The sequence below is a fragment of the Rhodoferax sp. SPJ21 genome, assembly GCF_058216335.1.
In genome coordinates, this window is the sequence record NZ_JBYZMO010000002.1 from 1059872 (window position 1) to 1084640 (window position 24769).

A 24769-nucleotide genomic window follows, 5' to 3' on the forward strand; every position below is an offset into this window, starting at 1 on the left:
GTTTCCTTGTTTAGTCGGCCAGTGCACGCGTAACTACTTCGCGCACGTCGTTGCTGAGGTCGGCTTTGGCGGCCACGCGGGCCAGGGCTTCGCGGGCGGCACTGCGGTAGGGTTCGGTCAGGTTCTTCCAGCGGTCCAGGGCGCGTGCCAGTCGGGCGGCGACCTGGGGGTTGATGCCGTCGAGCTCGATCACGCGCTCGCTCCAGAACACATAGCCTGCAGCGTCGCGGCGGTGGAAGGCACCAGGGTTGGCGCTGCAGAAGCTGAACACCAGGCTGCGCGCCCGGTTCGGGTTGCGCAGGCTGAAGTCCGGGTGCTTGAGCAGTTGGCGCACGGCTGGCAGGATGTTGCCGTTGCGGTCGGTGGTGCCGGCCTGCAGGGCAAACCATTTATCCAGCACCAGAGGCTCTTCCTTGAACAGGGCGTGGAAGCGCTGCAGCGCCGGGGCGGCCAGGGCATTGCCGCTGGATACCAGGGCGCTTAGCGCGTTGAAGCGGTCTGTCATATTGCCCGCATCCTTGAAGCGCTGGTAGGCCTTGCCCGGCCATACGGTGTCACCGCTGGCCAAGGCGCCCAGGCACAGATGCGTCAGCGCCATGCCGGCCAGTGCGCGGCGGCCGCTGGACAGCGGGTCGGGGCGGTAGGCGCCGGTGTCGCAATAGGTTTCGTAAGCCCAGGCCCAGTCGTCTGCCAGGGCTTGAGCCAGCTGGCTGCGCATGGCTTCGCGCACGGCGTGGATGCGCTGCGGGTCCACCACGTCCAGCTGTTCGGCCAGATAGGTCTCCGACGGCAAGGTCAGCACCAGCTCCTTGAATGCGGCGTCCAGATCTGGATGGCGCAGCACGCTGCGCATGGCTTCAATATAGGCATCGTTTAGCGGCTTGGCGCAGATAATATCTGCGTCGCTAGCTATTAATGTAATAGCAGAGCGAACCGCCAGACGCTGGCCGGCTTCCCAGCGGTTGAAGGCGTCGGTGTCATGCGCCAACAGGGTCAGCAGCTGGGCGTCGGTGTAGTCGAAGGCCAGTGTCACCGGCGCCGAGAAGCCGCGCAGGATGCTGGGCACAGGTTCCGCGGCCAAGTTGACGAAGCGCAGGGTTTCCGTCGCCTCGTGCATCACAAAGGTGTAGGGCTCGGCCAGCGTGCTGCCGTCGGCGGTTTGCAGGGCTAGCGCGCTGCCGTTTTGTGCCAGCAGGCCCAGGCCGACGGGGATCACAAACGGCTCTTTGTGCGATTGGCCGGGCGTGGGGGCGCAGCTTTGCGTGAGGGTCAGGGTATAGCTCTGCGCGGCTTCGTCGTAAACGCCGGTGGCTTGCACGCGGGGCGTGCCGGCCTGGCTGTACCAGCGCTTGAACTGGGGCAGCAGGCGCGCCAGGTCAGACTGTGGATTTGCGTCGGCGATGGCTTGGGCGAAGTCGTCGCAGGTCACGGCCTGGCCGTCGAAGCGCTCGAAGTACAGCGTCATGCCCTTGGCGAAGCCGTCACGGCCCACCAAGGTTTGCATCATGCGCACCACTTCCGCACCTTTTTCGTAGATGGTGACGGTATAGAAGTTGTTGATCTCGATGTAGCTGTCGGGCCGCACCGGGTGCGCCATCGGGCCGGCATCTTCGGGGAACTGGGCGGTGCGCAGCACGCGCACGTCTTCGATGCGCTTGACCGCCTTGGCCGACGGATCGCGGCACAGGTCCAGGCTGAATTCCTGGTCGCGGAAGACAGTCAGACCTTCCTTCAGGCTGAGCTGGAACCAGTCGCGGCAGGTGACGCGGTTGCCGCTCCAGTTGTGGAAGTACTCGTGGCCCACCACTGACTCGATGTTCGCGTAGTCGGTATCCGTCGCAGTAGCCTGGTTGGCCAACACAAACTTGGTGTTGAAGACGTTCAGGCCCTTGTTTTCCATGGCGCCCATGTTGAAGTCGCTGGTGGCGACGATCATGAAGCGTTCCAGGTCCAGGGGCAGGCCGAAGCGGGCCTCGTCCCAGGCAATCGAGGCCATCAGCGAGTTCATCGCGTGCTCGGTCTTGTCCAGGTCGCCGGGGCGCACGAAGACTTGCAGCAAATGCTCTTTGCCATTGCGTGCGGTAATGCTTTGCTCGCGGCTGACCAGCTGGCCGGCTACCAGGGCGAACAGGTAGCTGGGCTTGCGGAACGGGTCCACCCACTTGGCGAAGTGGCGGCCATCTTCCAGCGGGCCGTGGTCCACCAGGTTGCCATTGCTCAGCAGCACCGGGTACTTGGCCTTGTCGGCGCGCAGCAGCACGGTGTAGCTGGCCATCACGTCCGGGCGGTCCAGGAAGTAGGTGATGCGGCGGAAGCCCTCGGCCTCGCACTGGGTGAAGAAGGTGTCGTTGCTAACGAACAAGCCCATTAGCTTGGTGTTCTTGATGGGCGCGCAGGTGGTGAAGATTTCCAGATCAAAAGCGCCTTCTTCGGCACTCGGCAGGCTGCCCAGCACCAGCTGGTTGCCCTCGATCTTGAACGACGCGCCCTGGCCGTTGACCAGCACGCGTGCCAGGTTCAGCTCTTCGCCGTCCAGGCGCAGCGCTTGCGCGGGCACATCCGGGTTGCGGCGCATGCGCATCTTGTTGAGCACGCGGGTTTTGGCCGGGTCCAGGTCGAAGCAGAGCTCGACCGTGTCAATCCAGAAAGCCGGTGCGGTGTAGTCGGCCCGGTGGATGGCTGTCGCCTGTCCTTCACGATACATGGAGGTTCCCCAGAAAATTCGATTGCAAGAGTTCGTCGTAATTGCGCACGCAGGTGATTACGTGCGGCCCGGCCAGCTCTTCGGGTGTGTTGGTGCTGCAGATGCCGACGGCACGCATGCCGGCACGGCGTGCAGCTTCTATGCCAAAGGGCGCATCTTCGAACACGATACAGTGCTCCGGCGCAATGCCTATGCGCTCTGCTGCTGCTAAAAAGATAGCGGGTGTGGGCTTGCCGGTCAGGCCCTCGTCGCCGCGCGCGATGGCGTCGGGCGGTGGGCTCATCTTCAAATGGCCGAGGGCGAAGTCCACGTTGTGGATGTCGCCTGCCGTACCCACGCCCACTTTCAGGCCGCGCGTGCGGGTGGCGGCGTAGAAGGCGCTGAAGCCCGCCACCTCTTTGAAGATAGGGCCGAAGATGTCGCGGTACAGGCGCTCTTTCTCGTGCACCAGCTCCCAGGCTTGGGGTTCGTCCATATCGGGCTGGTCCATCAGCAGGCGCACGCATTCCAGGCCGGTGCGGCCGGTGGTGCGGCGCATGATTTCGTCGATGTCCATGTCCACACCGTGCTTCTGGGCGAAGTCCAGCCAGGTCGAGGTGTGGTGCGGCATGGAGTCGATCATGGTGCCGTCCATGTCGAAGATGATGGCCTTGGTGGGCTGCGAGAAAAGAGCTTGCATTAAACGCCTTGTTTCAAAGAGGCTTCGATGAAGATGTCCAGGTCGCCATCCAGCACTTTTTGCGTGGCCGAGACTTCGACGTTGGTGCGCAAGTCCTTGATGCGGCTGTTGTCCAGCACGTAGCTGCGGATCTGGTGGCCCCAGCCCACGTCGGTCTTGGTGTCTTCCAGCTTTTGCTGCGCCTCTTGCTGCTTGCGCAACTCGAAGTCGTACAGGCGCGAGCGCAGGCGCTTCCAAGCAACATCGCGGTTGCTGTGCTGGCTACGGCCGTCCTGGCATTGCACCACGATACCGGTGGGGATGTGCGTCAGACGCACGGCCGAGTCGGTCTTGTTGATGTGCTGGCCGCCGGCGCCGGACGCGCGGAAGGTGTCGGTGCGCACATCGCTGGGGTTGATCTCGATCTCGATCGAATCGTCGATTTCCGGGTAGACAAACACGCTGGCAAAGCTGGTGTGGCGGCCACCCGAGCTGTCGAACGGGCTCTTGCGCACCAGGCGGTGCACGCCGGTTTCGGTGCGCAGCAGGCCAAAGGCGTATTCGCCCTCGATCTTGATGGTGGCGCCCTTGATGCCGGCAGTGTCGCCGTCGGTGATGTCTTCCACGGTGGCGGTAAAGCCCTTGCGTTCGGCGTAGCGCAGGTACTGGCGCAGCAGCATGCTGGCCCAGTCGCAGGCTTCGGTGCCGCCGGCGCCGGCCTGGATGTCCAGGAAGCAGGGCAGGGGGTCGGCCGGCTGGTTGAACATGCGGCGGAATTCCAGCGCTTCGACTTCGGTGGCCAGGCTGGCGGTCTCGGTCTCGATGGTGATCAGGCCGTCTTCGTCACCTTCTTCCTTCGACATCTCGAACAGCTCGGTGTTGTCGGCCAGCTCACGGGTGAGCTTTTCCAGCGCCAGCACCACGCCGTCGAGCAGTTTCTTCTCTTTGCCCAGTTCCTGGGCCTTCTTCGGGTCGTTCCAGACGCTGGGGTCTTCTAACGATGCATTGACGGTGCGTAGGCGCTCGGCTTTGGCATCGACGTCAAAGATACCTCCGTAGATCTTCCGTCCGCACGCTCAGGCTGCTGAGTTGGTTGCCAATGGTGTTGATGCGTTCTGCTTCCATGAGAGTCTTCCTAGAGTGCACTTGCCGGCTCCGCGAGCTGGTAAGTAGGGTGAGCCGGTGGCTGAACCTATTATTTTCTCATGCGCTTTACAGCCGCATGAATGCTATATAAATGAAAGCAGCCAGCGCAGGTAATATCTTCGCTAGCGGCCTAAAAGATGCCTATTTTTGCAGATCGTGCAGAGGCGTATCGAGAAAGTCTTCCACCAGCCGGGCCAGCTGCTGGGGCTGGTCGTGGTGCAGCATGTGGCCGGCGTCCTGCACCACGGCCACGCGCACATTGGGCACCGACTGCAGGCGCTGGTGGAATTCTTCCCGCGTGTAGCTGCCTTTGTTCCACTGCGCCAGGCTGTCGTCTGACGCTTCGATGGACAGGGTGGGCGCGGTGATGCGCTGGTACAGGGCCAGGGTTTCGTCCACCCGGTACAGCTGGGCGCTGCGCAGCTTGTGCGGGGCCTCGCCCAGGATTTGCCAGGCGCTGCTGCCGTCGGGCTGGGTGGTGGGCCGGGCCCAGTGCTGGGCCAGCCAGTCGGCCTGGCTCTGCTGCAGGCGGCGGTTGGTCTTCATCAGGCGTTGGGCCACGCCGCCCAGGTCGGCATAGGTTTTCAGCTGCACCTCGCCGCGGTGCAGGCCCTTCAGGTCGTCGATCCAGCGGGAGAACTGGCCCGGCGCCTGGGCAGCGCGGGTGGCCGGCATGCCAAAGCCCTCCAGGTTGACCAGGCGGCGGATGCGCTCGGGCCGCACGCCGGCGTACATCATGGCGATGTTGCCGCCCATGCTGTGGCCCACCAGGTCCACCGGCTGGCCGGGGGCGTAGTGGTCCAGCAGCAGCTCCAGGTCGGCCAGGTAGTCGGGAAACCAGAAGCTGTCGGCGCCGCCGCTGTCGGTCTCGCCAAAGCCGCGCCAGTCGGGGGCGATGGCGTGGCGGTCCTTGACACAAGCGTCCAGCATGAACTGGAAGCTGGCAGCCACGTCCATCCAGCCGTGCAGCAGCACCAGCGGCGGCTGTCCGGGCACGGGCAGGCCCCATTCGCGCACGTGGTAGCGCAGGGTGCGAATGGGTAGCCAGTGGCTGCGGGAAAGGCGTTGCGGCGTGTACATGCAGCCATGGTAGCCATAGTGGGCGCGGGCCACGTAAAACGCTGCCTTGCGGTAGGATGCCATCGCTAACGGCAGCCCCGGTACTTCACGGGGGCGTGCTACCGTTTTTTTGAGACTTTGGGAACCTCCATTCATGAAAAAAGTGCAACTGGGTCAGAGCGACCTGCAAGTGACACCCATCTGCCTGGGCACCATGACCTTTGGCGAGCAGGTGAATGAGGCCGATGCCCATGCCATCCTGGACCGTGCGCTGGAGCACGGCATCAACTTTATCGACACGGCCGAGATGTATTCCGTGCCGGCCCGCGCCGAAACCTACGGCGCCACCGAGACCATCATCGGCCACTGGTTTGCCAAGCACCCCGGCCTGCGCCAAAAGGTGGTGCTGGCCACCAAGGTGGCCGGCCCCTCGCGTGGCATGCCCTGGGTGCGCAACGGCAGCGCTGACCTGACGCGCGGCGAGATCATCGACGCCTGCCACGGCAGCCTGCACCGCCTGCGCACCGATGTGATCGACCTGTACCAGATCCACTGGCCGGCCCGCCATGTGCCGGCCTTTGGCGGCGTGTACTTTGACCCTGAAAAAGACCTGCCGGTAGCCTCCATCCAAGAGCAGCTGGAGGCGCTGGCCACCCTGGTCAAGCAGGGCAAGGTGCGGGCCGTGGGCCTGTCGAATGAAACCCCGTACGGCGTGCACGAATTTGCCCGCCTGGCCGACCTGCACGGCCTGCCGCGTGTGGCCACGGTGCAGAACCCCTACTGCCTGATCAACCGCACGGTGGAGAACGGCCTGGACGAGACCATGCACCGCCTGGGCGTGTCCCTGCTGGCCTATTCGCCCCTGGGCTTCGGCCTGCTGACCGGCAAGTACGACGCGTCCGGTACCACCGGGCCGGGTGCGCCCGAGGGCCGCATGGCCAAGTTTGAATCGATGCGCAAGCAGCGCTGGGGCCGCGCCGAGTCGCTGACCGCCGCGCGGCGCTACAACGCCCTGGCCCGCGCCCATGGCTTGACGCCCACCCAGCTGGCCCTGGCCTTCTGCTACACCAAGTGGCAGGTGGCCAGCACCATCATCGGCGTGACCTCGCTGGCGCAGCTGGACGAGTGCGTGGCCGCCTGGGGCACCAAGCTGACGCCCGAAGTGCAGGCCGAGGTGGACAAAATCCGCTGGGAGCTGCGCGACCCGGCGCAATAAGGCGCCCCCCCAGGCTCCACACTTCGTGTTTCCGCCAACCCCCCTGCTGGGGGCGAACCCTATGGCCCGGCGGAGCCGGTTCCATGGGTTCTCTGGAATGGGGCAGGGGTGCCAATACGGTTGTGGGGCGGGCTTTGGGTTGCTATGTTTTAAATAGCTGCTCGCGCAGGTATTCTGTGCGCTGGCGGCATTATTTTTATAAATTTCTCGTATGGCGAAGTCAGACCATATTTCTGAAACACCGGCAACGCAGCTGCTGCGGGCGCACAAGGTGGCGTTTACCGAGCACCCGTACGAGTACCTGGAGCACGGTGGCGCCCAGCACAGTGCCGAGGTGCTGGGGCTGGACCCGTTCAGCGTGGTCAAGACCCTAGTGATGGAGGACGAGCGCGCCAAGCCGCTGATCGTGCTGATGCACGGCAACCGCGCGGTGTCCACCAAGAACCTGGCGCGGCAGATTGGCTGCAAGTCGGTGACGCCGTGCAAGCCCGAGGTGGCGAACCGGCACAGCGGTTACCTGGTGGGCGGCACCTCGCCGTTCGCCACCCGCAAAGCGATGCCGGTGTACATCGAAGCGGCGATTCTGGAGCTGCCGCGCATCGCCATCAACGGCGGGCGGCGCGGCTACCTGGTCGGGCTGGACCCGCAGGTCTGCGTGCAGCTCTTGGGCGCGAAACCCGTCAACTGCGCAATTCCTTTATAGACGGCTGGCAAAATGCGTCCAAGTTTGGATGCAACGGCATACCCCCAGGCTGCAATGCTTCGCATTTTTCGCCAACCCCCTTGCAGGGGGCAACACCAGCAGCCCGGCAAAGCCGGTTCTGCGGTGTTTCTGGAATGAGCCCGTTTTGGCGATTGTCGGAATCCCAGTAGTTTAGTTTGGAGACCTAGTTTTGACCGCGATTTACCCCCTTCTCGCCACCCTGGCCGCCTATTTGCTGGGCTCTTTGTCGTTCGCGGTCATCGTCAGCCGCGCCATGGGTCTGAGCGATCCGCGCACCTTTGGTAGCAAAAACCCCGGTGCCACCAATGTGCTGCGTTCGGGCAGCAAAAAGGCCGCCATCGCCACCCTGCTGCTGGACGGCGTGAAGGGCTGGCTGCCGGTCGCCCTGGTGACCTGGTACGGCCCGCGCTGGGGGCTGGAGGACGGCAGCATTGCGTTGGTCGGGCTGGCCGCGTTTCTGGGGCATTTGTTCCCGGTGTTCTTCCGCTTTGTGGGCGGCAAGGGCGTGGCGACGGCGCTGGGCGTGTTGCTGGGCGTGCACTGGGCCCTGGGGCTGGCGGCCATGCTGACCTGGGTGTTCATGGCCTATGTGTTCCGCTTTTCGTCCCTGGCTTCGTTGACGGCAGCCTTGCTGGCGCCGGTGTTCTACGTGCTGGGCAGTGGCGGCTTCTGGTATACCGAGACCAGCATTTTGGTGTCGCTGTGTGTGATGGCGGCGCTGCTGGTGCTGCGTCACCGCGAGAACATCGTTCGCCTGCTGCAGGGCAAGGAATCGCGGCTGGGCCAGGGCAAGAAGAAGCCGGTTTGAACGTGAATTAATCGTGAATTAATCCAGCAGGGGGCCGCCACGGTCCGCCTGTATGCCCTGGCGCAGCAGGCGCTGGTGGTTGATGCGGGTCTTCACGGTATTGGCCGGCAGTGCGGATTGCACCTTGGGCGCACTGGTGGAGGTGCGGTGCAGGCGCGGCGGCGTAAAGGGCTGGTTTTTGGCGTTGAGCAGCGTGGCCACCAGGGGCTGGTTGGCTGTGGCGCTGCGGCGCAGGACTATAGCCGTATCGCCGTTGTCCATGGCCACAAAGGTGCCAGGCGGGCATTGGCCTATGGCCCGGACCAGGGCCGCACCTACCGGGTCGTTGCGTACCTGTACATTGGCCAGCATGGCGCGCACGGTTTCCGCCATGCTGCGGCCGGCCCGTGATTTGCGCGGGCTGACCATGGCCGCATAGCGGTCCACCACGCCCAGGATATGGGTCAGTCGGTGGACGGCTTCCAACTGCTGGAATTCGGCCTTGCTGGTGGCCGGGCCGTGGTGGTTGATCACGATGTCCAGCCACAGGTAGTCACTCACGCCCATGGCGCGCAGCAGGGTAGCGCTGGCGCTGGCGTGGCCGCGTATCAGTGCCTGCTGGGTGTCGCTGGGCTTGGCGGTCTGCAGGGCCAGCGCGTCTTGCAGCTTGGTCATACCGATGTTCATGGTCATGGCCGCACGTACCAGGGCGTCGCGTTCAACGGGTTTGAGCTTGAGCTCTTCCGCAGTCACATGGCACAACACGGCGCACACCAGGGCGTGCAAGGCGCTGTAGCCCACAGCCGAGTTGGTGGCCAGCTGGAACAGCAGATACAGGCCGGTGTCGGTGTCCTGCCGCAGCAGGTTCTGCATCCACAGGTCGTACTGGCGAATCTTGCGTGCCAGGTCGGCGGTGTGGCGTGGTTGGGCCAGCACCATGGAAAGGCCGGCTTGCAGGTCGGCCCACAGACTCAGCAGGTCTTCGTAGTCGGCCTCCTGGGGGTGGGGCACGTCGGTAGAGGGCGATGGCATGGAGCTCACAAACAAGAGGCCAGGAGAAGACCGGCAGCGTAGGTTCAGTAGCGTCTTTCCAGCACCAGCTGGTCGTTGGTACGGGTCATCTGGAAGCGGGTCAGAAAGCTGTTCCCTAGCAATATATAGGGCATGGAGGCGGATGTCACTACGGCTTCTACCTCGGTCAACTCCACATCGCCCACGCGCACCGAGGCCAGGCGGATGCTCCAGCCCGGTACCTGGCCGTTGGCGGTGCTCATGCGGATTTGCTGGCCGTTCTTGTAGTTGACGCCCATGCGTTCGGCGTCAGACACACCCATGCTGACCACGGTAGCGCCGGTGTCCACCAGGTACTGCATGGCCTGGCCGTTGATCTTGCCCGCGCCTATGAAGTGGCCCTGGCTGTCGGCGGTCAGCATGATCTTCTTGCCGCCGCGCTCGCCCACGCTCACCGGCGAATCGCCCATGCGCAGATGGCCGCGCTTGCCGGCGATGTCCACCACGGCTTCCTCGGAGGAAACGGACACCACTTTCACGCCCATATAGGTCTCGCCAGGCGCCACGCTTTTGGGTGGTTTGCCGTCCACCATCAGCAGTGCTTTGCCGCCCAGCATGCCGCCCAGGGCCACACTTTGGGCCAGCGCCGCGCCGCTGGCACCCAAGGCCAGGCCGGCGGATACCGCGACCAGGCACAGGCGCAAGCGGGTAGGCATCACACCATTACTCGCGCTGGTTGTTGAAGCTCAGCGGCAGGTCGGTGATCTCTTTGCGGATCAGCGCCATGGCGGCCTGCAGATCATCGCGCTTGGCGCCGGTGATGCGCACCGCGTCGCCCTGGATGGCGGCGGTGACCTTGAGCTTGCTGTCCTTGATGGCGCGGGTGATCTTCTTGGCGACTTCGGTCTCGATGCCGTTGCGTACCTTGATGACCTGCTTGACCTTGTCGCCGCCCATCTTCTGCACGTCGCCCTTGTCCAGGAACTTCACGTCCACGCCTTGCTTGGTCATCTTGTTGGTCAGCACGTCCATGATCTGGTCGAGCTGGAATTCGGCGTCGCCGATGATGGTGATTTCCTTGTCTTTCAGCTCGATGCTGGCCGAGGTGCCCTTGAAGTCAAAGCGGGTGGTGATTTCCTTGGCGGAGTTGTCTACCGAGTTGCGTACTTTGGGCAAGTCGGGTTCACAAACGGTGTCGAATGAAGGCATGGTTTTTTCTCTAAATCGGGTGTGCGGCCACGGCAAAGCAGGTCGCGGTGGGACAATCCAGCCATGTTAATCGAGAAAAATGTTCCCCTGCGCAGCTACAACAGCTTTGGCATTGTGGCCCGCGCCCACACCCTGGTGCGCGTGGCCAGCGAGGCCGATCTGCAGGCGCTGCGTGCCGATGCTGCCCTGGCCGCGCAGCCTAAATTCGTGCTGGGCGGCGGCAGCAATATTGTGCTGACCGGCGACGTCAAGCCGCTGGTATTGAAGGTGGAAGTGCGCGGCAAGCGCCTGGTGGCCGAGACCGACAAGGCCTGGGTGGTCGAGGCCGGTGCCGGCGAGCCCTGGCACGACTTTGTTGCCTGGACGCTGGACCAGGGCTACCCGGGCCTGGAAAACCTGGCGCTGATCCCTGGCACCGTGGGGGCATCGCCGGTGCAAAACATCGGCGCCTATGGCGTGGAGTTGCAAGACCGTTTTGAATCGTTGGATGCGGTGGACCTGGCCACTGGCGCCAGCTTTACCTTGAATGCCGCGCAGTGCGCGTTCGGCTACCGCGATTCCGTCTTCAAACACCGGGGTGAGGGCGTGAATATGGGCCTGGAAGGCCGGGCGCTGATCACCCGCGTGCGCTTCCATCTGCCCAAGAACTGGAAGCCAGTGCTGGGCTACCTGGATCTGGAAAAGAAAATGGCCGCCACCGGCGTTCAGCAACCCACGGCGCGCCAGATATTCGATTGGATCTGCGAGATCCGCCGCGCCAAGCTGCCCGACCCGCAGGTCATCGGCAATGCCGGCAGCTTCTTCAAGAACCCCACCGTCAGTGCCGAGCAGTGCGCCGACATCATCGCCCGCGAGCCGCGCGTGGTGTACTACCAGTTGGCCAACGGCAGCATGAAGTTGGCGGCAGGCTGGCTGATAGACGCCTGTGGCTGGAAGGGCAAGACCGTCGGCAACGCCGGCGTCTTTGAAAAGCAGGCCCTGGTGCTGGTGAACCGTGGCGGCACCGACAACCCTGTCACCGGTGGCGAGGTCATGACCCTGGCCAAGGCCATACAAACCAGCGTCTACGAGCGCTTTGGCATCCGCCTGGAGCCCGAGCCGGTAGTTGTCTAGCCCACCACGGCTGGTGCAGGAATCCCCTTCCAGAGATGCCGCGGAACCGGCTTTGCCGGGCTGCTGGCATCGCCCCCTGCAAGGGGGTTGGCGGCCACACGAAGTGGGCTAGCCTGGGGGTGTTCAACCAAAGTGGCAGATGTAGTGGTAGGGGGCGGTTACGCGGATCTGGAATGAGCTGTTGCCGGGCACGCTGAACTTCTCGCCCGCGCCGGACTTCAGCCATTCCGTAGCGCCGGTCAGCAGGTATTCGCATTCGCCGCCCACGCCTTCCATGATTTCAGGCGCGCCGGTGTTGAAGGTCAGGGTGGCTGGCAGGATCACGCCCACGCTTTTCTTGGTGCCGTCGGCAAAGGTGATGCCGTGGCTGATGCACTTGCCGTCGAAGTAGACGCTGGCTTGGGTGGTGACGCTGACGTTGTCGATTTTTGCGGTGGTCATGCTTGGTTTCCTGGGTTAACTATCAATTTCATAGCTGCTCGCGCAGGAAATACCTGCGTGAGAGGCATGTTTGGCTTAAATTTTGGCTGGAATGCCCGTCGATTCTAGGGCGGCCGGGCGCTGCTTTTAGGGGGCTTTGCCGGCCCAGGCGTCGGCGCTGAAGCCCACCGTGGTGCTGTCGCCCCATTCCACCACCGGCCGTTTGATGGTGCTGGCGTGTTCGCGCATCACCGCCTCGGCGCTGGCGGCATCCACCACGCTGGCCTGCACGGCGGCGTCCAGCTTGCGCCAAGTCGTGCCCTGGCGGTTCAAGACCTTTTCCCAGCCCACGGCCTGGGTCCAGGCGGCCAGCCGGTCGGCCGGGACACCGGCTTTTTTGAAGTCGTGAAAGCTGTAGGGCAGCGCGTGGCTGTCGAGCCAGACGCGGGCCTTTTTGACCGTGTCGCAGTTGGGGATGCCGTAGAGGGTAATCATGGCCGGATTATTCCAGAGCGTAGAGGCATCGCCGAAAGCTATGTAAGTAGTGGATTGCGCATTTTGCATAAGCGCAAGAGGCCTGGATCACCTATAAGTTGCGCAAAGATACCCCTTCCGGAAACACCGCAGAACTGGCTTTTCCAGGCTGCTGGTGTTGTCCCCTGCAAGGGGGTGGGCGAGAGCGAAGCGAAGCCTGGGGGTGAGACAATCTTGTTATGCAAACCTTGAACGACTGGCTGGCGCACTGCGAACAGCTGCACTCCAAAAATATCGACCTCGGCTTGGACCGGGTACAAGCCGTGGCCCAGCGCATGGGCCTGCGTTTTGATTGCCCCGTCATTACCGTGGCGGGGACCAATGGCAAGGGCTCGACCTGCGCCATGCTGGAGGCTATCCTGCTGCAGTCCGGCTACCGCACCGGGGTCTACACCTCGCCGCATCTGGTGCATTTTGAAGAACGCTGCCGTGTGGGTGGCGAGATCGCAAAAGCTCCTGATTTTGTAGCGCACTTCGCAAGTGTGGAGAGCGCCAGGGGTGATATTTCCTTGACGTATTTCGAGTTCACCACGCTGGCCATTTTGGCGTTGATGGCGCATGCCAAGCTGGACGCGGTGATCCTGGAAGTCGGCCTGGGTGGCCGCCTGGACGCGGTCAACATCATCGACACCGATTGCGCCATCATCACCAGCGTGGATCTGGACCACATGGAATTCCTGGGCCATGACCGCGAAACCATAGGCCGGGAAAAGGCCGGCATCATGCGCGCCGGTAAGCCGGCGGTGGTCAGTGACCCGGTGCCGCCGCAGAGCGTGCTGGACCATGCCAAAGCCATCGGTGCCGATTTGTGGCGCTTTGGTGACGATTTCAATTTCTCCGGCGACAAGCAGCAGTGGGGCTGGGCCGGGCGCGGGCGGCGGTACAGCGGCCTGGGCTACCCCGGTCTGCGCGGTGCCAACCAGCTGATGAATGCCTCGGGCGTGCTGGCCGCGTTGACGGCGCTGCGCGAGCGTCTGCCGGTCACGGCCCAGGCGGTGCGCACTGGTTTGTCCATGGTGGAGCTGCCGGGCCGCTTCCAGATCGTGCCCGGCCAACCCACGCTGGTGCTGGACGTAGCGCATAACCCCCACGCCGTGGCGGCGCTGACCGCCAACCTGGACGCCATGGGCTTCTACCCCACTACCCACGCGGTGTTTGGCGCCATGGCCGATAAGGATTTGCTGCCCATGCTGGCGCGCATCGGCCCGCTGATCGACCGCTGGTATTTCACCGATTTACCCACCGCCCGGGCCGACTCGGCGCAGCACTTGCAAAGCCAGTGGCAGGCCCAAAATGCACGCAAGGACGCCAGCAGTTCCGTGCATGCTGGCCCGGCGGAGGCGCTGCAAGCCGCCATCGCCGCCGCAGACCCCGCTGATAGAATCGTGGTCTTTGGCTCGTTTTATACGGTCGGCGGCGTCCTTGAGGACGGTATTCCCCGGCTGCACGCCAAACACATGGGCTCTTGACTCTCCTCCGCATGGCTTTCTTCAAGTTCCGTTCAGGCGGCTCCAAAAACGACGAACCGTCGCCCGGCCCCGCTGAAACCATCGACGGCATGCGCCGCCGCGCCCGCCACCGTTTGATCGGTGCGGCCCTGTTGGTCGGTGTGGGCGTGGTGGGTTTCCCGCTGCTGTTCGACACCCAGCCACGCCCGATTGCGGTAGACATCCCCATCGACATCCCCGACAAGGCCAAGCTCAAGCCGCTAGCCATTGACGGGGCTGAGGCCGTGGTCAAGGTCGAAAAGCCTGTCGCCACCGAAGAGCCGGTAGTCAAGGAGGCCGTGAAGGAATCCAAAGAAACCAAGGCTGTGAAAGAGCCCAAGGTCTCTACCGAGTCCAGCCTGGACCCCAAGGAAGAGGTGGTGGCCGCACGGCCCGCGCCCAAGCCCGAAAAACCGGCTGTGGCCAAACCAGAACCCAAGCCAGAAGCTAAGCCCGAACCCAAAGTGGTGGAAGCCAAGACCGAGGCCAAGCCAGCGCACAAGTCGGAAGACGACAGCGCCAAGGCACGGGCTCTGCTGGAAGGCAAATCCTTGCCGGACGCTGGTGACGGCCGTTTCATCGTGCAGGTGGGCGCGTTCGCCGATGCCGACAAGGCCCGCGAAGCCCGCGTCAAACTGGAACACGCCGGCCTGAAGACCTATACCCAGGTGGTAGATACCAAGGACGGCCCGCGTACCCGGGTGCGCGTAGGCCCTTTCACCAAAAAGACCGAGGCCGACAAAGCCGCAAGCAAGATCAAGGGGCTGGCCCTGCCGGCTTCGATCCTGGCTTTGTAAATGCCGGGCGGTATGGCGACGCTGGATTGGATTGTGCTGGCGCTGCTGTGCGCCTCCCTGTTATTGGGGGCTGTGCGCGGCCTGGTGTACGAGGTGTTGTCGGTGCTGGGTTGGATTGTGGCCTTCGTGGTGGCGCAGTGGTTTGCCGCCGATGTGGCGCAGCATCTGCCCCTGGGCCAGGCATCCGCTTCGCTGCGCTTTGCGGCCGGGTTTGTGCTGGTGTTCGTGGCCGCGGCATTTGCTACCGGATTGCTGGCCAGTTTGTTGAAAAGTCTGGTGCAGGCCGTGGGTCTGCGACCGGTGGATCGCGTGCTGGGGGCTGTATTTGGCCTGGTGCGCGGGGTGTTGTGGATATTGGTCGCTGCAGTGGTAGTCCATCTAACCGGTTTGCACCGGGGGCCGTGGTGGCAGGAATCACGCAGCGCGGCAATTGCGACCGAGGTGCTGCATACCGCCCGGCCGATGTTGCCAGAAGCTTTCGCTAAATTTTTACCGTGACGCAAGTCACTCGCTAGGGAACAAAACCATGTGTGGAATCGTTGGAGTTGTCAGCAACGCCCCCGTCAATCAGTTGATTTATGACGCTCTGTTGCTGCTGCAGCACCGGGGCCAGGATGCGGCGGGCATCGTGACGCAATTGGACCGTAAGTTCTATATGCACAAGGCCAAGGGTATGGTGCGGGACGTGTTCCGTACCCGCAATATGCGCGCCTTGCCAGGCAACTGCGGCCTGGGCCAGGTGCGTTACCCCACGGCCGGCAATGCCTATAGCGAGGAAGAGGCCCAGCCCTTCTATGTGAATGCGCCTTTCGGTATCGTGCTGGTGCACAACGGCAACCTGACCAACGCGCATGCGCTGAAGGCTGAGTTGTTCAACACCGACCACCGCCATATCAACACCGAGAGCGACTCCGAAGTCTTGCTCAACGTGCTTGCGCATGAGATTGAGAAGTCCACCCGTGGCCTGCCTTTGTCACCCATGGATGTGTTTGCTGCCGTGCGCAATGTGCACCGCCGCCTGCGTGGCTCCTATGCGGTGATTGCGTCGATTGCCGGCCATGGCGTGCTGGCTTTCCGCGACCCGTTTGGCATCCGCCCCATGTGCGTGGGCCGTGCGCCGGGCTCGGTGATGTTGGCCAGCGAATCGGTGGCCCTGGAAGGCACGATGCATACGCTGGACCGCAACCTGGCACCCGGCGAAGCCGTGTTCGTCGATCTGGAAGGCAATGTGCAGTACCAGCAGTGTGCCGACGCGCCTACGCTGAATCCTTGCATTTTTGAATATGTCTACCTGGCGCGTCCGGATTCTGTGATGGACGGCATCTCGGTATACCAGGCGCGTTTGAACCTGGGCGAAACCCTGGCCAAGCGTGTCATCTCCACCGTGCCGCCGCAAGATATCGACGTGGTGATCCCGATCCCCGAATCCAGCCGCCCCAGTGCCATGCAATTGGCGCAGCTGCTGGGTCTGCCATACCGCGAAGGTTTTGTGAAGAACCGCTATGTGGGCCGCACCTTCATCATGCCCGGCCACGAAGTGCGCAAGAAGTCGGTACGCCAGAAGCTCAATGCCATTGCCAGCGAGTTCAAGGGCCGCAACGTGTTGCTGGTGGACGACTCCATTGTGCGCGGCACCACGTCCAAGGAAATTGTGCAAATGGCCCGTGATGCCGGCGCCCGCAAGGTCTATATGGCCAGCGCCGCACCGCCGGTGCGCTTCCCCAACGTTTACGGCATCGACATGCCCACCAAGAGCGAGCTAGTGGCCCATGGCCGCACGGTGGAAGAAATCCGCGAGCTGATTGGCTGTGACGCCCTAATTTACCAGGACGTGGAAGGTATGAAGCGCGCCATCTGGGCAGCCGCCTCGACCAGCACCGATACGCTGGACACCAAGATCAGCGGCTTTGATGCCTCTTGCTTTGACGGCGTTTACGTCACCGGCGACATCACCTCGGACGATATCCAGCGCCTGAATGAAGGCCGCCCCGGCGGACAAGACCCCGATGGCGACAACTCCCGCCTGGCTTTGCCCAACGCTGAACACGCGTAACCATTGATATCCATGACACAGAAGACCCGTACCCGTTTCGCGCCGTCGCCCACCGGCTTTATCCACCTGGGCAATATCCGTTCGGCCCTGTATCCCTGGGCGTTTGCCCGCGCGACCGGCGGCGATTTCGTACTGCGCATTGAAGATACCGATGTGGAGCGTTCCACCCAGGTGGCGGTGGACGTCATCATCGAAGGCATGCAGTGGCTGGGCCTGGACTATGACGAAGGTCCGTTCTACCAAATGCAGCGCATGGACCGTTACAAGGCGGTGCTGGCAGACCTGGTGGCCGCCGGTCACGTCTATCCTTGCTATATGTCCGTCGCCGAACTGGACGCTTTGCGCGAAGCCCAGATGGCCGCCAAGGAAAAACCACGCTATGACGGCACCTGGCGGCCTGAGCCAGGCAAGACTCTGCCTGCGATCCCCGCCGGCGTGCAGCCCGTGCTGCGTTTCAAGAACCCGCAAGGCGGCGCCGTGGTCTGGGAAGACAAGGTCAAGGGCCGTATTGAAATCAGTAACGACGAGCTGGACGACCTGGTGATCGCCCGCCCAGACGGCACGCCTACCTACAACTTCTGTGTGGTGGTGGACGATCTGGACATGGACATCACCCACGTCATCCGTGGCGACGACCATGTGAATAACACCCCGCGCCAGATCAATATCTTCCGCGCGCTGGGCAAGGAGCCTCCGGTGTATGCCCACTTGCCTACCGTGCTGAACGAGCAGGGCGAGAAGATGAGCAAGCGCAACGGCGCCAAGCCGGTGACGCAATACGCTGTGGAAGGCTACTTGCCCGATGCCATGGTGAACTACCTGGCCCGTCTGGGCTGGAGCCATGGTGACGACGAAATCTTCAGCCGCGAGCAGTTCCTGCAATGGTTCAACCTGGACCATCTGGGCAAGAGCGCAGCACAGTTCGACGAAGCCAAATTGCGCTGGGTGAACGCCCAGCATTTGAAGGCTATGGCCGATGATGCTCTGGCGCCACTGGTGGCTGCCCAATTGCAGGCACGCGGTATTACGACCGACGAACGTCTGCCAGCAATCTGCGGCTTGTTCAAAGACCGCTGCGACACCACTGTGGTGTTGGCCGATTGGGCTACCAAGTTCTATACAGAGGTAGCGCCTCAGGCCGAAGAGTTGGCCCAGCACGTGACGCCTGCGATCCAGCCCGCCCTGGCGCTGCTGCGCGACAAGCTGGCCACCTGCACCTGGGACAAACCTTCCATTGCTGCGGCTATTAAAGAAGTACTGGCTGCGCAAGGTATTAAAATGCCGCAACTGGCAATGCCGGTGCGCGTGTTGGTCATGGGGACGGCGCAGACTCCGTCCCTGGACGCAGTGCTTTTTTTAAGTTTTCGCGAAAATATTTTGCGATGCTTGCAAAAGTCCTAAATTGCACGCTATAATTTGAGGCTTGGAAGGTTAACAACAAAGCAGAGCTTACAAGGCAAAGCAAAGTTGCTGGTTACGGGGGTATAGCTCAGCTGGGAGAGCGCTTGCATGGCATGCAAGAGGTCAGCAGTTCGATCCTGCTTACCTCCACCACCAAATCTTTTGAGTGTGGAAGTTATTTTTGATAACGTTGTTCCAAGGTTTTGACCCTATCGTCTAGAGGCCTAGGACACTACCCTTTCACGGTAGGTACCGGGGTTCGAATCCCCGTAGGGTCGCCAAGTTGTAGCGCTTGGGTGTGTTGCTCGTAAGAGCGGTGTACCGAAAGCTATCTACCAGGAGTGGTAGTTCAGTTGGTTAGAATACCGGCCTGTCACGCCGGGGGTCGCGGGTTCGAGTCCCGTCCACTCCGCCAAAATGGAAAAAGCCTTCTAGTTCGTCAGAATTAGAAGGCTTTTTGCTTTGTGTTTTTTATTTTCGCGCCATAGGGACGCAGCATGACCGATCAGACGCAATCCTCCCTCCAATATCCTGAAGACAGCCTGTTGGTGGAGTCGCTGGATATCGAGGCCCAGGGCATTGCCCACAAGCCGGACGGCAAAGTGGTGTTTATCAAGGGTGCGCTGCCGTTTGAGGTAGTCACCGCGAACATCAACCGCAAGAAGGCGACTTTCGAGCAGGCTACCGTTGGTGCAATCCATCGCGCGTCTTCTCAGCGGGTGCAGCCCGGTTGCCCGCATTTTGGTTTGCACGAGGGTGCTTGTGGCGGCTGCAAGATGCAGCATTTGCACGTCGGAGCCCAGGTCGCGATCAAGCAACGGGTGCTGGAAGACAATCTTTGGCACCTGGGCAAGGTCAAACCCGACAATATTTTGCGGCCCATCGAGGGGCCGGCTTGGGGCTACCGCTACCGCGCGCGTTTGTCGGTGCGCTTTGTGCGCAAAAAAGGCGAGGTGCTGGTCGGTTTCCATGAGCGCAAGAGCGGTTATGTGGCCAATATGCGCGAGTGTAAAGTGTTGCCGCCGCATGTGAGCGACTTGTTGCTGCCGCTGCGTGCCCTGATTGACTCCATGGACGCGCGGGAAACCCTGCCGCAGATCGAGCTGGCGTGTGGCGACGCAGTGACAGCCCTGGTTTTGCGCCATATGGAGGCTTTGAGCCAGGGTGATTTGGCCAAACTGCGGACTTTTGGTGCGGCAAACCAGGTGCAATGGTGGCTGCAACCCAAGGGTCCGGACAGCATCCATTTGCTGGAAGAGGGCGGCGAGCAGCTGTCGTACGCCTTGCCCGAGTTCGGCATCACTATGCCGTTCAAACCCACCGATTTCACGCAGGTGAATCCGCAGATCAACCGTGTTTTGGTAGTGCGGGCATTGCGTTTGCTGGACGTGCAGAAGAACGAGCGGGTGATCGACTGGTTCTGCGGCCTGGGTAACTTTACCTTGCCGCTGGCGACCCAGGCAGGTGAGGTACTGGGTATCGAGGGCAGCGAAGCCCTGGTCGCGCGCTCGCGTGAAAACTACAAGACAAATAAGGCCTCAGCGCAGGCAGGATCTGCGCTGGCAGCTACTAAGTTTGTAGCGCGCAACCTTTTCGAAATGACCCCCGACGTCCTGACCGCCGACGGCAGCGCCGACAAATGGCTGGTGGACCCTCCGCGTGAGGGTGCTTTTGCCCTGGTGCAAGCCCTGGCGGAATTGCACCAAACGCCGGCACTGCGCCAAGGCTGGACACCGCCTAAGCGCATCGTCTACGTCAGTTGCAACCCGGCCACTCTGGCGCGCGACGCCGATGTGCTGGTGCACCAGGCGGGCTACCGCTGTGTTTCGGCGGGTATGGTGAATATGTTCCCGCATACCGCGCACGTCGAAAGCATGGCGGTATTTGAGCTGGAAAGCTGAAGTTGAAGCGGCGCTAAGAGGTTTTGGCCTTGGTGCCGCGCGCTTCTTTAGTGGTCGCAGCGGGCTTCTCCTTGGAGGAGGCAACGGCCTCCTCTGTGGGGGCTTGTTCGCCTTCGCTGGGAATCTTGACCACGGACGGGCTGCCTTCGATCTTGTTCTCGCGCATATAGGCGTCCATTTCCTTCCAGCCAGCGAAAACCAAGGACCGCTGGGCTTTGGGATTGAGCGTGTAGCAGTCTTCGATGCCGCGCAGCGCGTGGCGGCAGGCGCCACCCGTGGCCTTGGCATCGGCTTCGCGCTGAACCACCTTGGGGTCTGGATAGACCCCAGGGATTTCGCATCCGGCTAATAGCAGGACTACGCAACTGGCGAGAAGATGGCGGCTTGGCATGGGGCCTAAATTTCCAAAAAGATATTGTGGTTATCGGCTTTTGGGGTCAGGTATTGAGCGGAAGTTTCCTGAAGGCCCAAAGAAAAAGGCCCCGAAGGGCCTTTTGAGGGGGGCTGGCCCGGCGCTCAGTCGCGCTCGCCGCCCATGATGCCCAGCAAAGCCAGCAGGCTTTGGAAGATGTTGAACAGATCGAGGTACAGGGCCAGGGTGGCGCTGATGTAGTTGGTTTCGCCGCCGTCGATGATCTGCTTCAGGTCATACAGCATGTAGGCGCTGAAGATGCCGATGGATACCACCGACAGAACCATCATGCCAACGGTAGAGCCTACAAAGATGTTGATGATGCCGCCGACCAGCAGAACCAACATACCGGCGAACAGCCATTTGGACATGCCGGACAGGTCGCGCTTGATGACGGTTGCCACACTGGCCATCACCAGGAACACGCCGGCCGTTCCGCCAAAGGCGGTCATGATCAGATCTGGCCCGTTCTTGAAGCCCAGCACCATGGCGATCATGCGCGACAGCATCAGACCCATGAAGAAGGTAAAGCCCAGCAGCACGGGCACGCCGGTAGCCGAGTTCTTGGTCTTTTCGATGGCGTACATGAAGCCGAAGGCGCCGCCCATGAAGACGATCAAGCCCATGCCTCCGGTCAGCGCTTGGGTAATGCCGGTGGCTACGCCCAGCCAGGCACCCAGTACCGTGGGCACCAGGCTCAGGGCCAGCAGCCAGTAGGTGTTGCGCATGACGCGGTTGCGTTCCTCTTGCGACACGCCATAGCTGTTGATGGTCTGGCCCACGCCAAAACTTGTAAAACGGTCATTCATAGTGGAAGCTCCTTGAAGGCTGCAATAGCAGATGGGGAAATTCTAGGCCGATTCAAGACTGGGACCGAATTTTGCATAGCCTATTTTGCGTGGGGGTACCGCCTATGCGCTGTGTTACCCCCTTGAGGGCTGGGTGACAGCCGTTATGCTTCTATCTTTTATCCACTTTCAGGGACGTAGCCATGAAAACAAAATCCGTACTCGAATTCGCCGATGTCAAAGCCATTGCTGCCGCTGCCGAAGCCGAAGCGCTGAAAAACCAATGGGCCGTGACCATCGCCATCGTGGACGAAGGCGGCCATCTGTTGCATCTGCAACGCCTGGACGGCGCACCTGCACTGAGCGCACACATCGCGCCGGCCAAGGCTAACACGGCAGCTTTGTCGCGCAAGGAGTCCAAGGTGTACGAAGATATCATCAATAACGGACGCACCTCGTTCCTGAGCGCACCGGATGTCAAGGGCCTGCTGGAAGGCGGCGTGCCGATCTTGAAGGATGGCTTCTGCCTGGGCGCGGTGGGTGTCAGCGGCGTGAAATCGTCGGAAGACGCGCAGATCGCCAAGGCCGGTATCGCCGCCATCGGTCTGTAATTTGCTCTTTTTTAGGAGCTGCTAGCGCAGGTATTCTCTGCGCTAGCAGCTCTTTTCATTTGTAGAACGGGCTGGCGGCCAAAGCCTGCTCGCATTCCCCCACGATCCACGCGCGGAAACGATGCAAGGCCTGCGGCGCCCGCGCCGCCTGGGGTTCCACCAAAAAATAGCCATTGCCTGTACGGCTGGGCGGCTGGCAGGCCGGCACAAGCTGGCCGCTGCGTACCAGGTCGTCCACCAGCGGCACCCAGCCCAGCGCTACGCCCTGGCCGGCAGTGGCGGCCTGGATCACCAGCGGGTAGTTGTTCAGCGTCAGGTCACGGTTTTCACCCGTGGCGGTCAGGCCATGCAAGGCCAGCCAGCTGTCCCAACCCAGCCAGCGCTGGGGCCCGGTGCTTTCCAGGTGCAACAAGGGCAGGCGGACCAGTTCCGCTGCGCTGCCTTGCAGTCCATATTGCGCCAGAAAGCGTGGGCTGCAGACGGGCAACACAATTTCTGGAAACAGGCGCTGCGCCGTGCAACCCGGCCACTGGCCAGCACCGAAGGCGATGGCAATGTCCACCGGCTCACCCCGTATGTCGAAGGCGTTTTGCGTGGTGATGATGCGCACGTCCAGATTGGGCACCAGGGCTTGCAGCGCGGCCAGCCGGGGCATCAGCCAGTAGGTCGCAAAGCCGAAATCCGTGGCTACCGTCAATACCTGGCGGCTGCGCCGCGCGCGGATCTTGGCCGCTGCGTCGCCTATGCCGGCCAGGCTTTCGCGCACCGCGCTGAACAGCTGGGCGCCGTCGGCTGTGAGCGACACGCCACGGTGTTCGCGTTTGAACAGCGGCACGCCCAAGTCCTCCTCCAGCAGGCCGATGCGCTGGCTAACGGCGGGCTGGCTGGTACCCAGCTCTTGGGCTGCGGCGGTAAAGCTCAGGTGGCGCACCGCAGCCTCAAAGTAGACCAGGCTTTGCAGTGGCGGCAGGCGTTTCGGGTTTGACATAGCTGTGGCTTATGCGTTCATAAGAAATCTTAGTCTTCACGCGCAGATTCTGCGTGCATAAACTGAATTCGTTACATAAATCCATATTATGTTGGGACGAGCCAATGGATGCACCCGCGCACAGCCGCAAGCCAAATATTCTGATACTGATGGCCGACCAGCTCACGCCGTCGGCCCTGGCCGCCTATGGCAACCAGGTCAGCAAGACCCCGCATATCGACGCGCTGGCCAAGGCCGGTGTGGTGTTCGACGCGGCCTATACCAATAGCCCGCTGTGCGCGCCGTCGCGCTATGTGTTCATGGCCGGCAAGCTGCCCTCGGCCATTGGCGCCTACGACAACTCGGCCGAGCTGCCGTCCGAGGTGCTGACCTTTGGCCACTATCTGCGCCATGCGGGCTACCGCACCATTTTGTCGGGCAAGATGCATTTCTGTGGCGCCGACCAGCTGCATGGTTTTGAAGAGCGCCTGACCACCGACATCTACCCTGCCGACTTTGGTTGGACGCCTGACTGGGATCAGCCTGAGGTGCGCCCCAGCTGGTACCACAACATGGGCTCGGTCACGGAGGCTGGTACCTGCATCCGCAGCAACCAGTTGGACTTCGACGAAGAGGTGGTGTTTTTGGCGCAGCAGAAGCTGTTCGACATCGTGCGTGACGACGATGCCCGGCCGTTTTGCATGCTGGTGTCTATGACGCACCCGCACGACCCCTATGCCATTCCCAAGGCCTATTGGGACCTGTACCGTGACGAGGACATCGATATGCCACGCGTGCGACCCGAAGAGGTGCCGTTGGACCCGCACAGCCAGCGCCTGCGACACGTGAGCGATATGGACAGCACGCCCATCTCAGACCAGCAGACCCGCAACGCGCGCCACGCTTATTACGGTGCGGTATCGTATGTGGACGAGCAGGTCGGCAAGATTCTGCGCACGCTGGAGCAGACTGGCCAGGCCGACAACACCATCATCCTGCTGCTGGCCGACCATGGCGACATGCTGGGTGAGCGCGGGCTTTGGTACAAGATGAACTTCTTTGAAAACGCCTGCCGCGTGCCGCTGATCGTGCATGCGCCCGCGCGCTTCGCGCCGCACCGGGTGGCTGCGTCGGTGTCGCTGGTGGACATACTGCCAACCCTGGTGGACCTCGCCTGTGCGGGTGAGACGCCGGCCTACCCCGAGGCCATCGACGGGCGCAGTCTGTGGCCGCATCTATTGGGCCAGGAGGGGCATGACGAGGTGGTGGGCGAATACCTGGGCGAGGGCGCTGTAGCGCCGCTGGTGATGCTGCGCCGGGGCCGTTACAAGTTCGTGCATTCACCCGGCGACCCCGACCAGCTGTACGACCTGGTGGCCGACCCGGACGAGCGGCACAACCTGGCGAACTTGGCCGGTGACCCCACGCACACGGCCCGCCTGCAGGCCTTGCGCAGCGAGGTGGCCGCGCGCTGGGACATGCCCGGCCTGCGCACCGCCGTGGTGGCCAGCCAGCGCCGGCGCCGCTTCCATTTCGAGGCCCAGAGCCAGGGTGTGCGCCAGGCCTGGGACCACCAGCCCTACCAGGCCGCCAGCCAGCGCTATATGCGCAACCACATCGACCTGGACACGCTGGAAGCACGGGCCCGCTATCCAGTTGTGAAGCCGGTTGTGAGTCCGGTCGTGAAACCCATTGTTAAACCCGATGCCGCAGGCATCTAACTTGTAAGCTAGGAGTGCACCATGGGACGTGAACGTGTTTTGCTGGCGGC

The 24769-nt window shown here is 62.3% G+C and carries 24 protein-coding genes and 3 tRNA genes; 15 read left to right on the forward strand and 12 right to left on the reverse strand.

All coding sequences use genetic code 11. From position 1 onward, the window contains the following. Positions 1-10: 10 nt before the first annotated feature. The 4 genes from pepN to AC4BBN_RS12810 form a co-directional block, all read right to left on the reverse strand. Positions 11-2704 (reverse strand): aminopeptidase N, encoded by a 2694-nt coding sequence (gene pepN / locus AC4BBN_RS12795; protein ID WP_490592355.1) that lies wholly within the window; start codon positions 2702-2704, stop codon positions 11-13. Then, positions 2694-3383: an HAD family hydrolase gene (locus AC4BBN_RS12800; protein ID WP_490592356.1), complete on the reverse strand. Its 690-nt coding sequence runs from the start codon at positions 3381-3383 to the stop codon at positions 2694-2696. The genes pepN and AC4BBN_RS12800 overlap by 11 nt, the downstream gene beginning before the upstream one ends. Then, a protein-coding gene (gene prfB / locus AC4BBN_RS12805) for a peptide chain release factor 2 (RefSeq protein WP_143029217.1) occupies positions 3383-4487 on the reverse strand; the annotation gives its coding sequence in 2 pieces (ribosomal slippage) (positions 3383-4405 and positions 4407-4487; 1104 coding nt in all). The genes AC4BBN_RS12800 and prfB overlap by 1 nt, the downstream gene beginning before the upstream one ends. 162 nt (positions 4488-4649) lie before the next feature. Further along, a complete protein-coding gene (locus AC4BBN_RS12810; RefSeq protein WP_490592870.1) occupies positions 4650-5588 on the reverse strand; it encodes an alpha/beta fold hydrolase in 939 nt (312 codons plus the stop codon). A 133-nt stretch (positions 5589-5721) separates the two neighbouring features. On the opposite strand from AC4BBN_RS12810, the gene AC4BBN_RS12815 reads away from it, so the two are divergent. The 3 genes from AC4BBN_RS12815 to plsY all read left to right on the forward strand — a co-directional run bounded on the left by AC4BBN_RS12815 (position 5722) and on the right by plsY (position 8315). Then, on the forward strand, positions 5722-6783 hold the full coding sequence (locus AC4BBN_RS12815; RefSeq protein ID WP_490592357.1) for an aldo/keto reductase: 1062 nt from the start codon (positions 5722-5724) through the stop codon (positions 6781-6783). Positions 6784-6994: 211 nt separating this feature from the next. Further along, positions 6995-7486: an aminoacyl-tRNA deacylase gene (locus AC4BBN_RS12820; protein WP_490592358.1), complete on the forward strand. Its 492-nt coding sequence runs from the start codon at positions 6995-6997 to the stop codon at positions 7484-7486. A 190-nt stretch (positions 7487-7676) separates the two neighbouring features. Further along, positions 7677-8315 carry a glycerol-3-phosphate 1-O-acyltransferase PlsY gene (plsY, locus tag AC4BBN_RS12825; protein ID WP_490592359.1) on the forward strand — a complete coding sequence of 213 codons (639 nt, stop codon included), beginning with the start codon at positions 7677-7679 and terminating at the stop codon, positions 8313-8315. An 18-nt stretch (positions 8316-8333) separates the two neighbouring features. Here plsY and AC4BBN_RS12830 read toward each other — a convergent pair whose 3' ends face one another. From AC4BBN_RS12830 to AC4BBN_RS12840, 3 genes are read right to left on the reverse strand one after another with little or no spacing between them, the layout of a single operon-like run. Continuing rightward, on the reverse strand, positions 8334-9326 hold the full coding sequence (locus AC4BBN_RS12830) for an HD-GYP domain-containing protein (protein ID WP_490592360.1): 993 nt from the start codon (positions 9324-9326) through the stop codon (positions 8334-8336). Between the two features lie 44 nt (positions 9327-9370). Beyond that, entirely contained in the window at positions 9371-10021 is a 651-nt protein-coding gene (locus tag AC4BBN_RS12835; protein ID WP_490592361.1) for a retropepsin-like aspartic protease family protein, read from the reverse strand. Positions 10022-10028: 7 nt separating this feature from the next. After that, positions 10029-10514 (reverse strand): YajQ family cyclic di-GMP-binding protein, encoded by a 486-nt coding sequence (locus AC4BBN_RS12840; protein ID WP_490592362.1) that lies wholly within the window; start codon positions 10512-10514, stop codon positions 10029-10031. A 63-nt stretch (positions 10515-10577) separates the two neighbouring features. Here AC4BBN_RS12840 and murB point away from each other — a divergent pair, with 63 nt between their 5' ends. Then, on the forward strand, positions 10578-11627 hold the full coding sequence (gene murB / locus AC4BBN_RS12845) for a UDP-N-acetylmuramate dehydrogenase (protein WP_490592363.1): 1050 nt from the start codon (positions 10578-10580) through the stop codon (positions 11625-11627). Between the two features lie 123 nt (positions 11628-11750). Here murB and ppnP read toward each other — a convergent pair whose 3' ends face one another. Beyond that, entirely contained in the window at positions 11751-12068 is a 318-nt protein-coding gene (gene ppnP / locus AC4BBN_RS12850) for a pyrimidine/purine nucleoside phosphorylase (RefSeq protein WP_490592364.1), read from the reverse strand. A 126-nt stretch (positions 12069-12194) separates the two neighbouring features. Next, positions 12195-12542 (reverse strand): arsenate reductase, encoded by a 348-nt coding sequence (locus tag AC4BBN_RS12855; RefSeq protein WP_490592365.1) that lies wholly within the window; start codon positions 12540-12542, stop codon positions 12195-12197. Between the two features lie 218 nt (positions 12543-12760). Here AC4BBN_RS12855 and folC point away from each other — a divergent pair, with 218 nt between their 5' ends. From folC to rlmD, 9 genes are all read left to right on the forward strand, one after another. Continuing rightward, a complete protein-coding gene (folC, locus tag AC4BBN_RS12860) occupies positions 12761-14050 on the forward strand; it encodes a bifunctional tetrahydrofolate synthase/dihydrofolate synthase (RefSeq protein ID WP_490592366.1) in 1290 nt (429 codons plus the stop codon). 11 nt (positions 14051-14061) lie between these two features. Next, complete coding sequence (locus AC4BBN_RS12865; RefSeq protein ID WP_490592367.1) at positions 14062-14865, forward strand: SPOR domain-containing protein; 804 nt, start codon at positions 14062-14064, stop codon at positions 14863-14865. 12 nt (positions 14866-14877) lie between these two features. Next, the gene (locus tag AC4BBN_RS12870; RefSeq protein WP_490592368.1) at positions 14878-15363 is read left to right on the forward strand and encodes a CvpA family protein; all 486 of its coding nucleotides are present in this window, start codon (positions 14878-14880) and stop codon (positions 15361-15363) included. 28 nt (positions 15364-15391) lie between these two features. Next, on the forward strand, positions 15392-16918 hold the full coding sequence (gene purF / locus AC4BBN_RS12875) for an amidophosphoribosyltransferase (RefSeq protein ID WP_490592369.1): 1527 nt from the start codon (positions 15392-15394) through the stop codon (positions 16916-16918). A gap of 12 nt (positions 16919-16930) precedes the next feature. Continuing rightward, positions 16931-18319: a glutamate--tRNA ligase gene (gene gltX, locus AC4BBN_RS12880; protein WP_490592370.1), complete on the forward strand. Its 1389-nt coding sequence runs from the start codon at positions 16931-16933 to the stop codon at positions 18317-18319. 77 nt (positions 18320-18396) lie between these two features. Continuing rightward, positions 18397-18472, forward strand: a tRNA-Ala gene (locus AC4BBN_RS12885). 52 nt (positions 18473-18524) lie between these two features. After that, positions 18525-18600, forward strand: a tRNA-Glu gene (locus AC4BBN_RS12890). Between the two features lie 57 nt (positions 18601-18657). Beyond that, a tRNA-Asp gene (locus tag AC4BBN_RS12895) sits at positions 18658-18734 on the forward strand. An 82-nt stretch (positions 18735-18816) separates the two neighbouring features. Next, positions 18817-20220, forward strand: coding sequence for a 23S rRNA (uracil(1939)-C(5))-methyltransferase RlmD (rlmD, locus tag AC4BBN_RS12900; protein ID WP_490592371.1), 1404 nt, complete (start codon positions 18817-18819; stop codon positions 20218-20220). 13 nt (positions 20221-20233) lie between these two features. Here rlmD and AC4BBN_RS12905 read toward each other — a convergent pair whose 3' ends face one another. Next, on the reverse strand, positions 20234-20611 hold the full coding sequence (locus AC4BBN_RS12905) for a hypothetical protein (protein ID WP_490592372.1): 378 nt from the start codon (positions 20609-20611) through the stop codon (positions 20234-20236). 125 nt (positions 20612-20736) lie between these two features. After that, the gene (locus tag AC4BBN_RS12910; protein WP_490592373.1) at positions 20737-21441 is read right to left on the reverse strand and encodes a Bax inhibitor-1/YccA family protein; all 705 of its coding nucleotides are present in this window, start codon (positions 21439-21441) and stop codon (positions 20737-20739) included. Between the two features lie 182 nt (positions 21442-21623). On the opposite strand from AC4BBN_RS12910, the gene AC4BBN_RS12915 reads away from it, so the two are divergent. Then, positions 21624-22031, forward strand: coding sequence for a GlcG/HbpS family heme-binding protein (locus tag AC4BBN_RS12915; protein ID WP_490592374.1), 408 nt, complete (start codon positions 21624-21626; stop codon positions 22029-22031). 55 nt (positions 22032-22086) lie between these two features. Here AC4BBN_RS12915 and AC4BBN_RS12920 read toward each other — a convergent pair whose 3' ends face one another. Continuing rightward, entirely contained in the window at positions 22087-23019 is a 933-nt protein-coding gene (locus tag AC4BBN_RS12920) for a choline sulfate utilization transcriptional regulator (protein ID WP_490592375.1), read from the reverse strand. Between the two features lie 104 nt (positions 23020-23123). Between AC4BBN_RS12920 and betC the strand changes: the two genes are divergently transcribed. After that, on the forward strand, positions 23124-24719 hold the full coding sequence (gene betC, locus AC4BBN_RS12925; RefSeq protein WP_490592376.1) for a choline-sulfatase: 1596 nt from the start codon (positions 23124-23126) through the stop codon (positions 24717-24719). Positions 24720-24769: the final 50 nt, after the last annotated feature.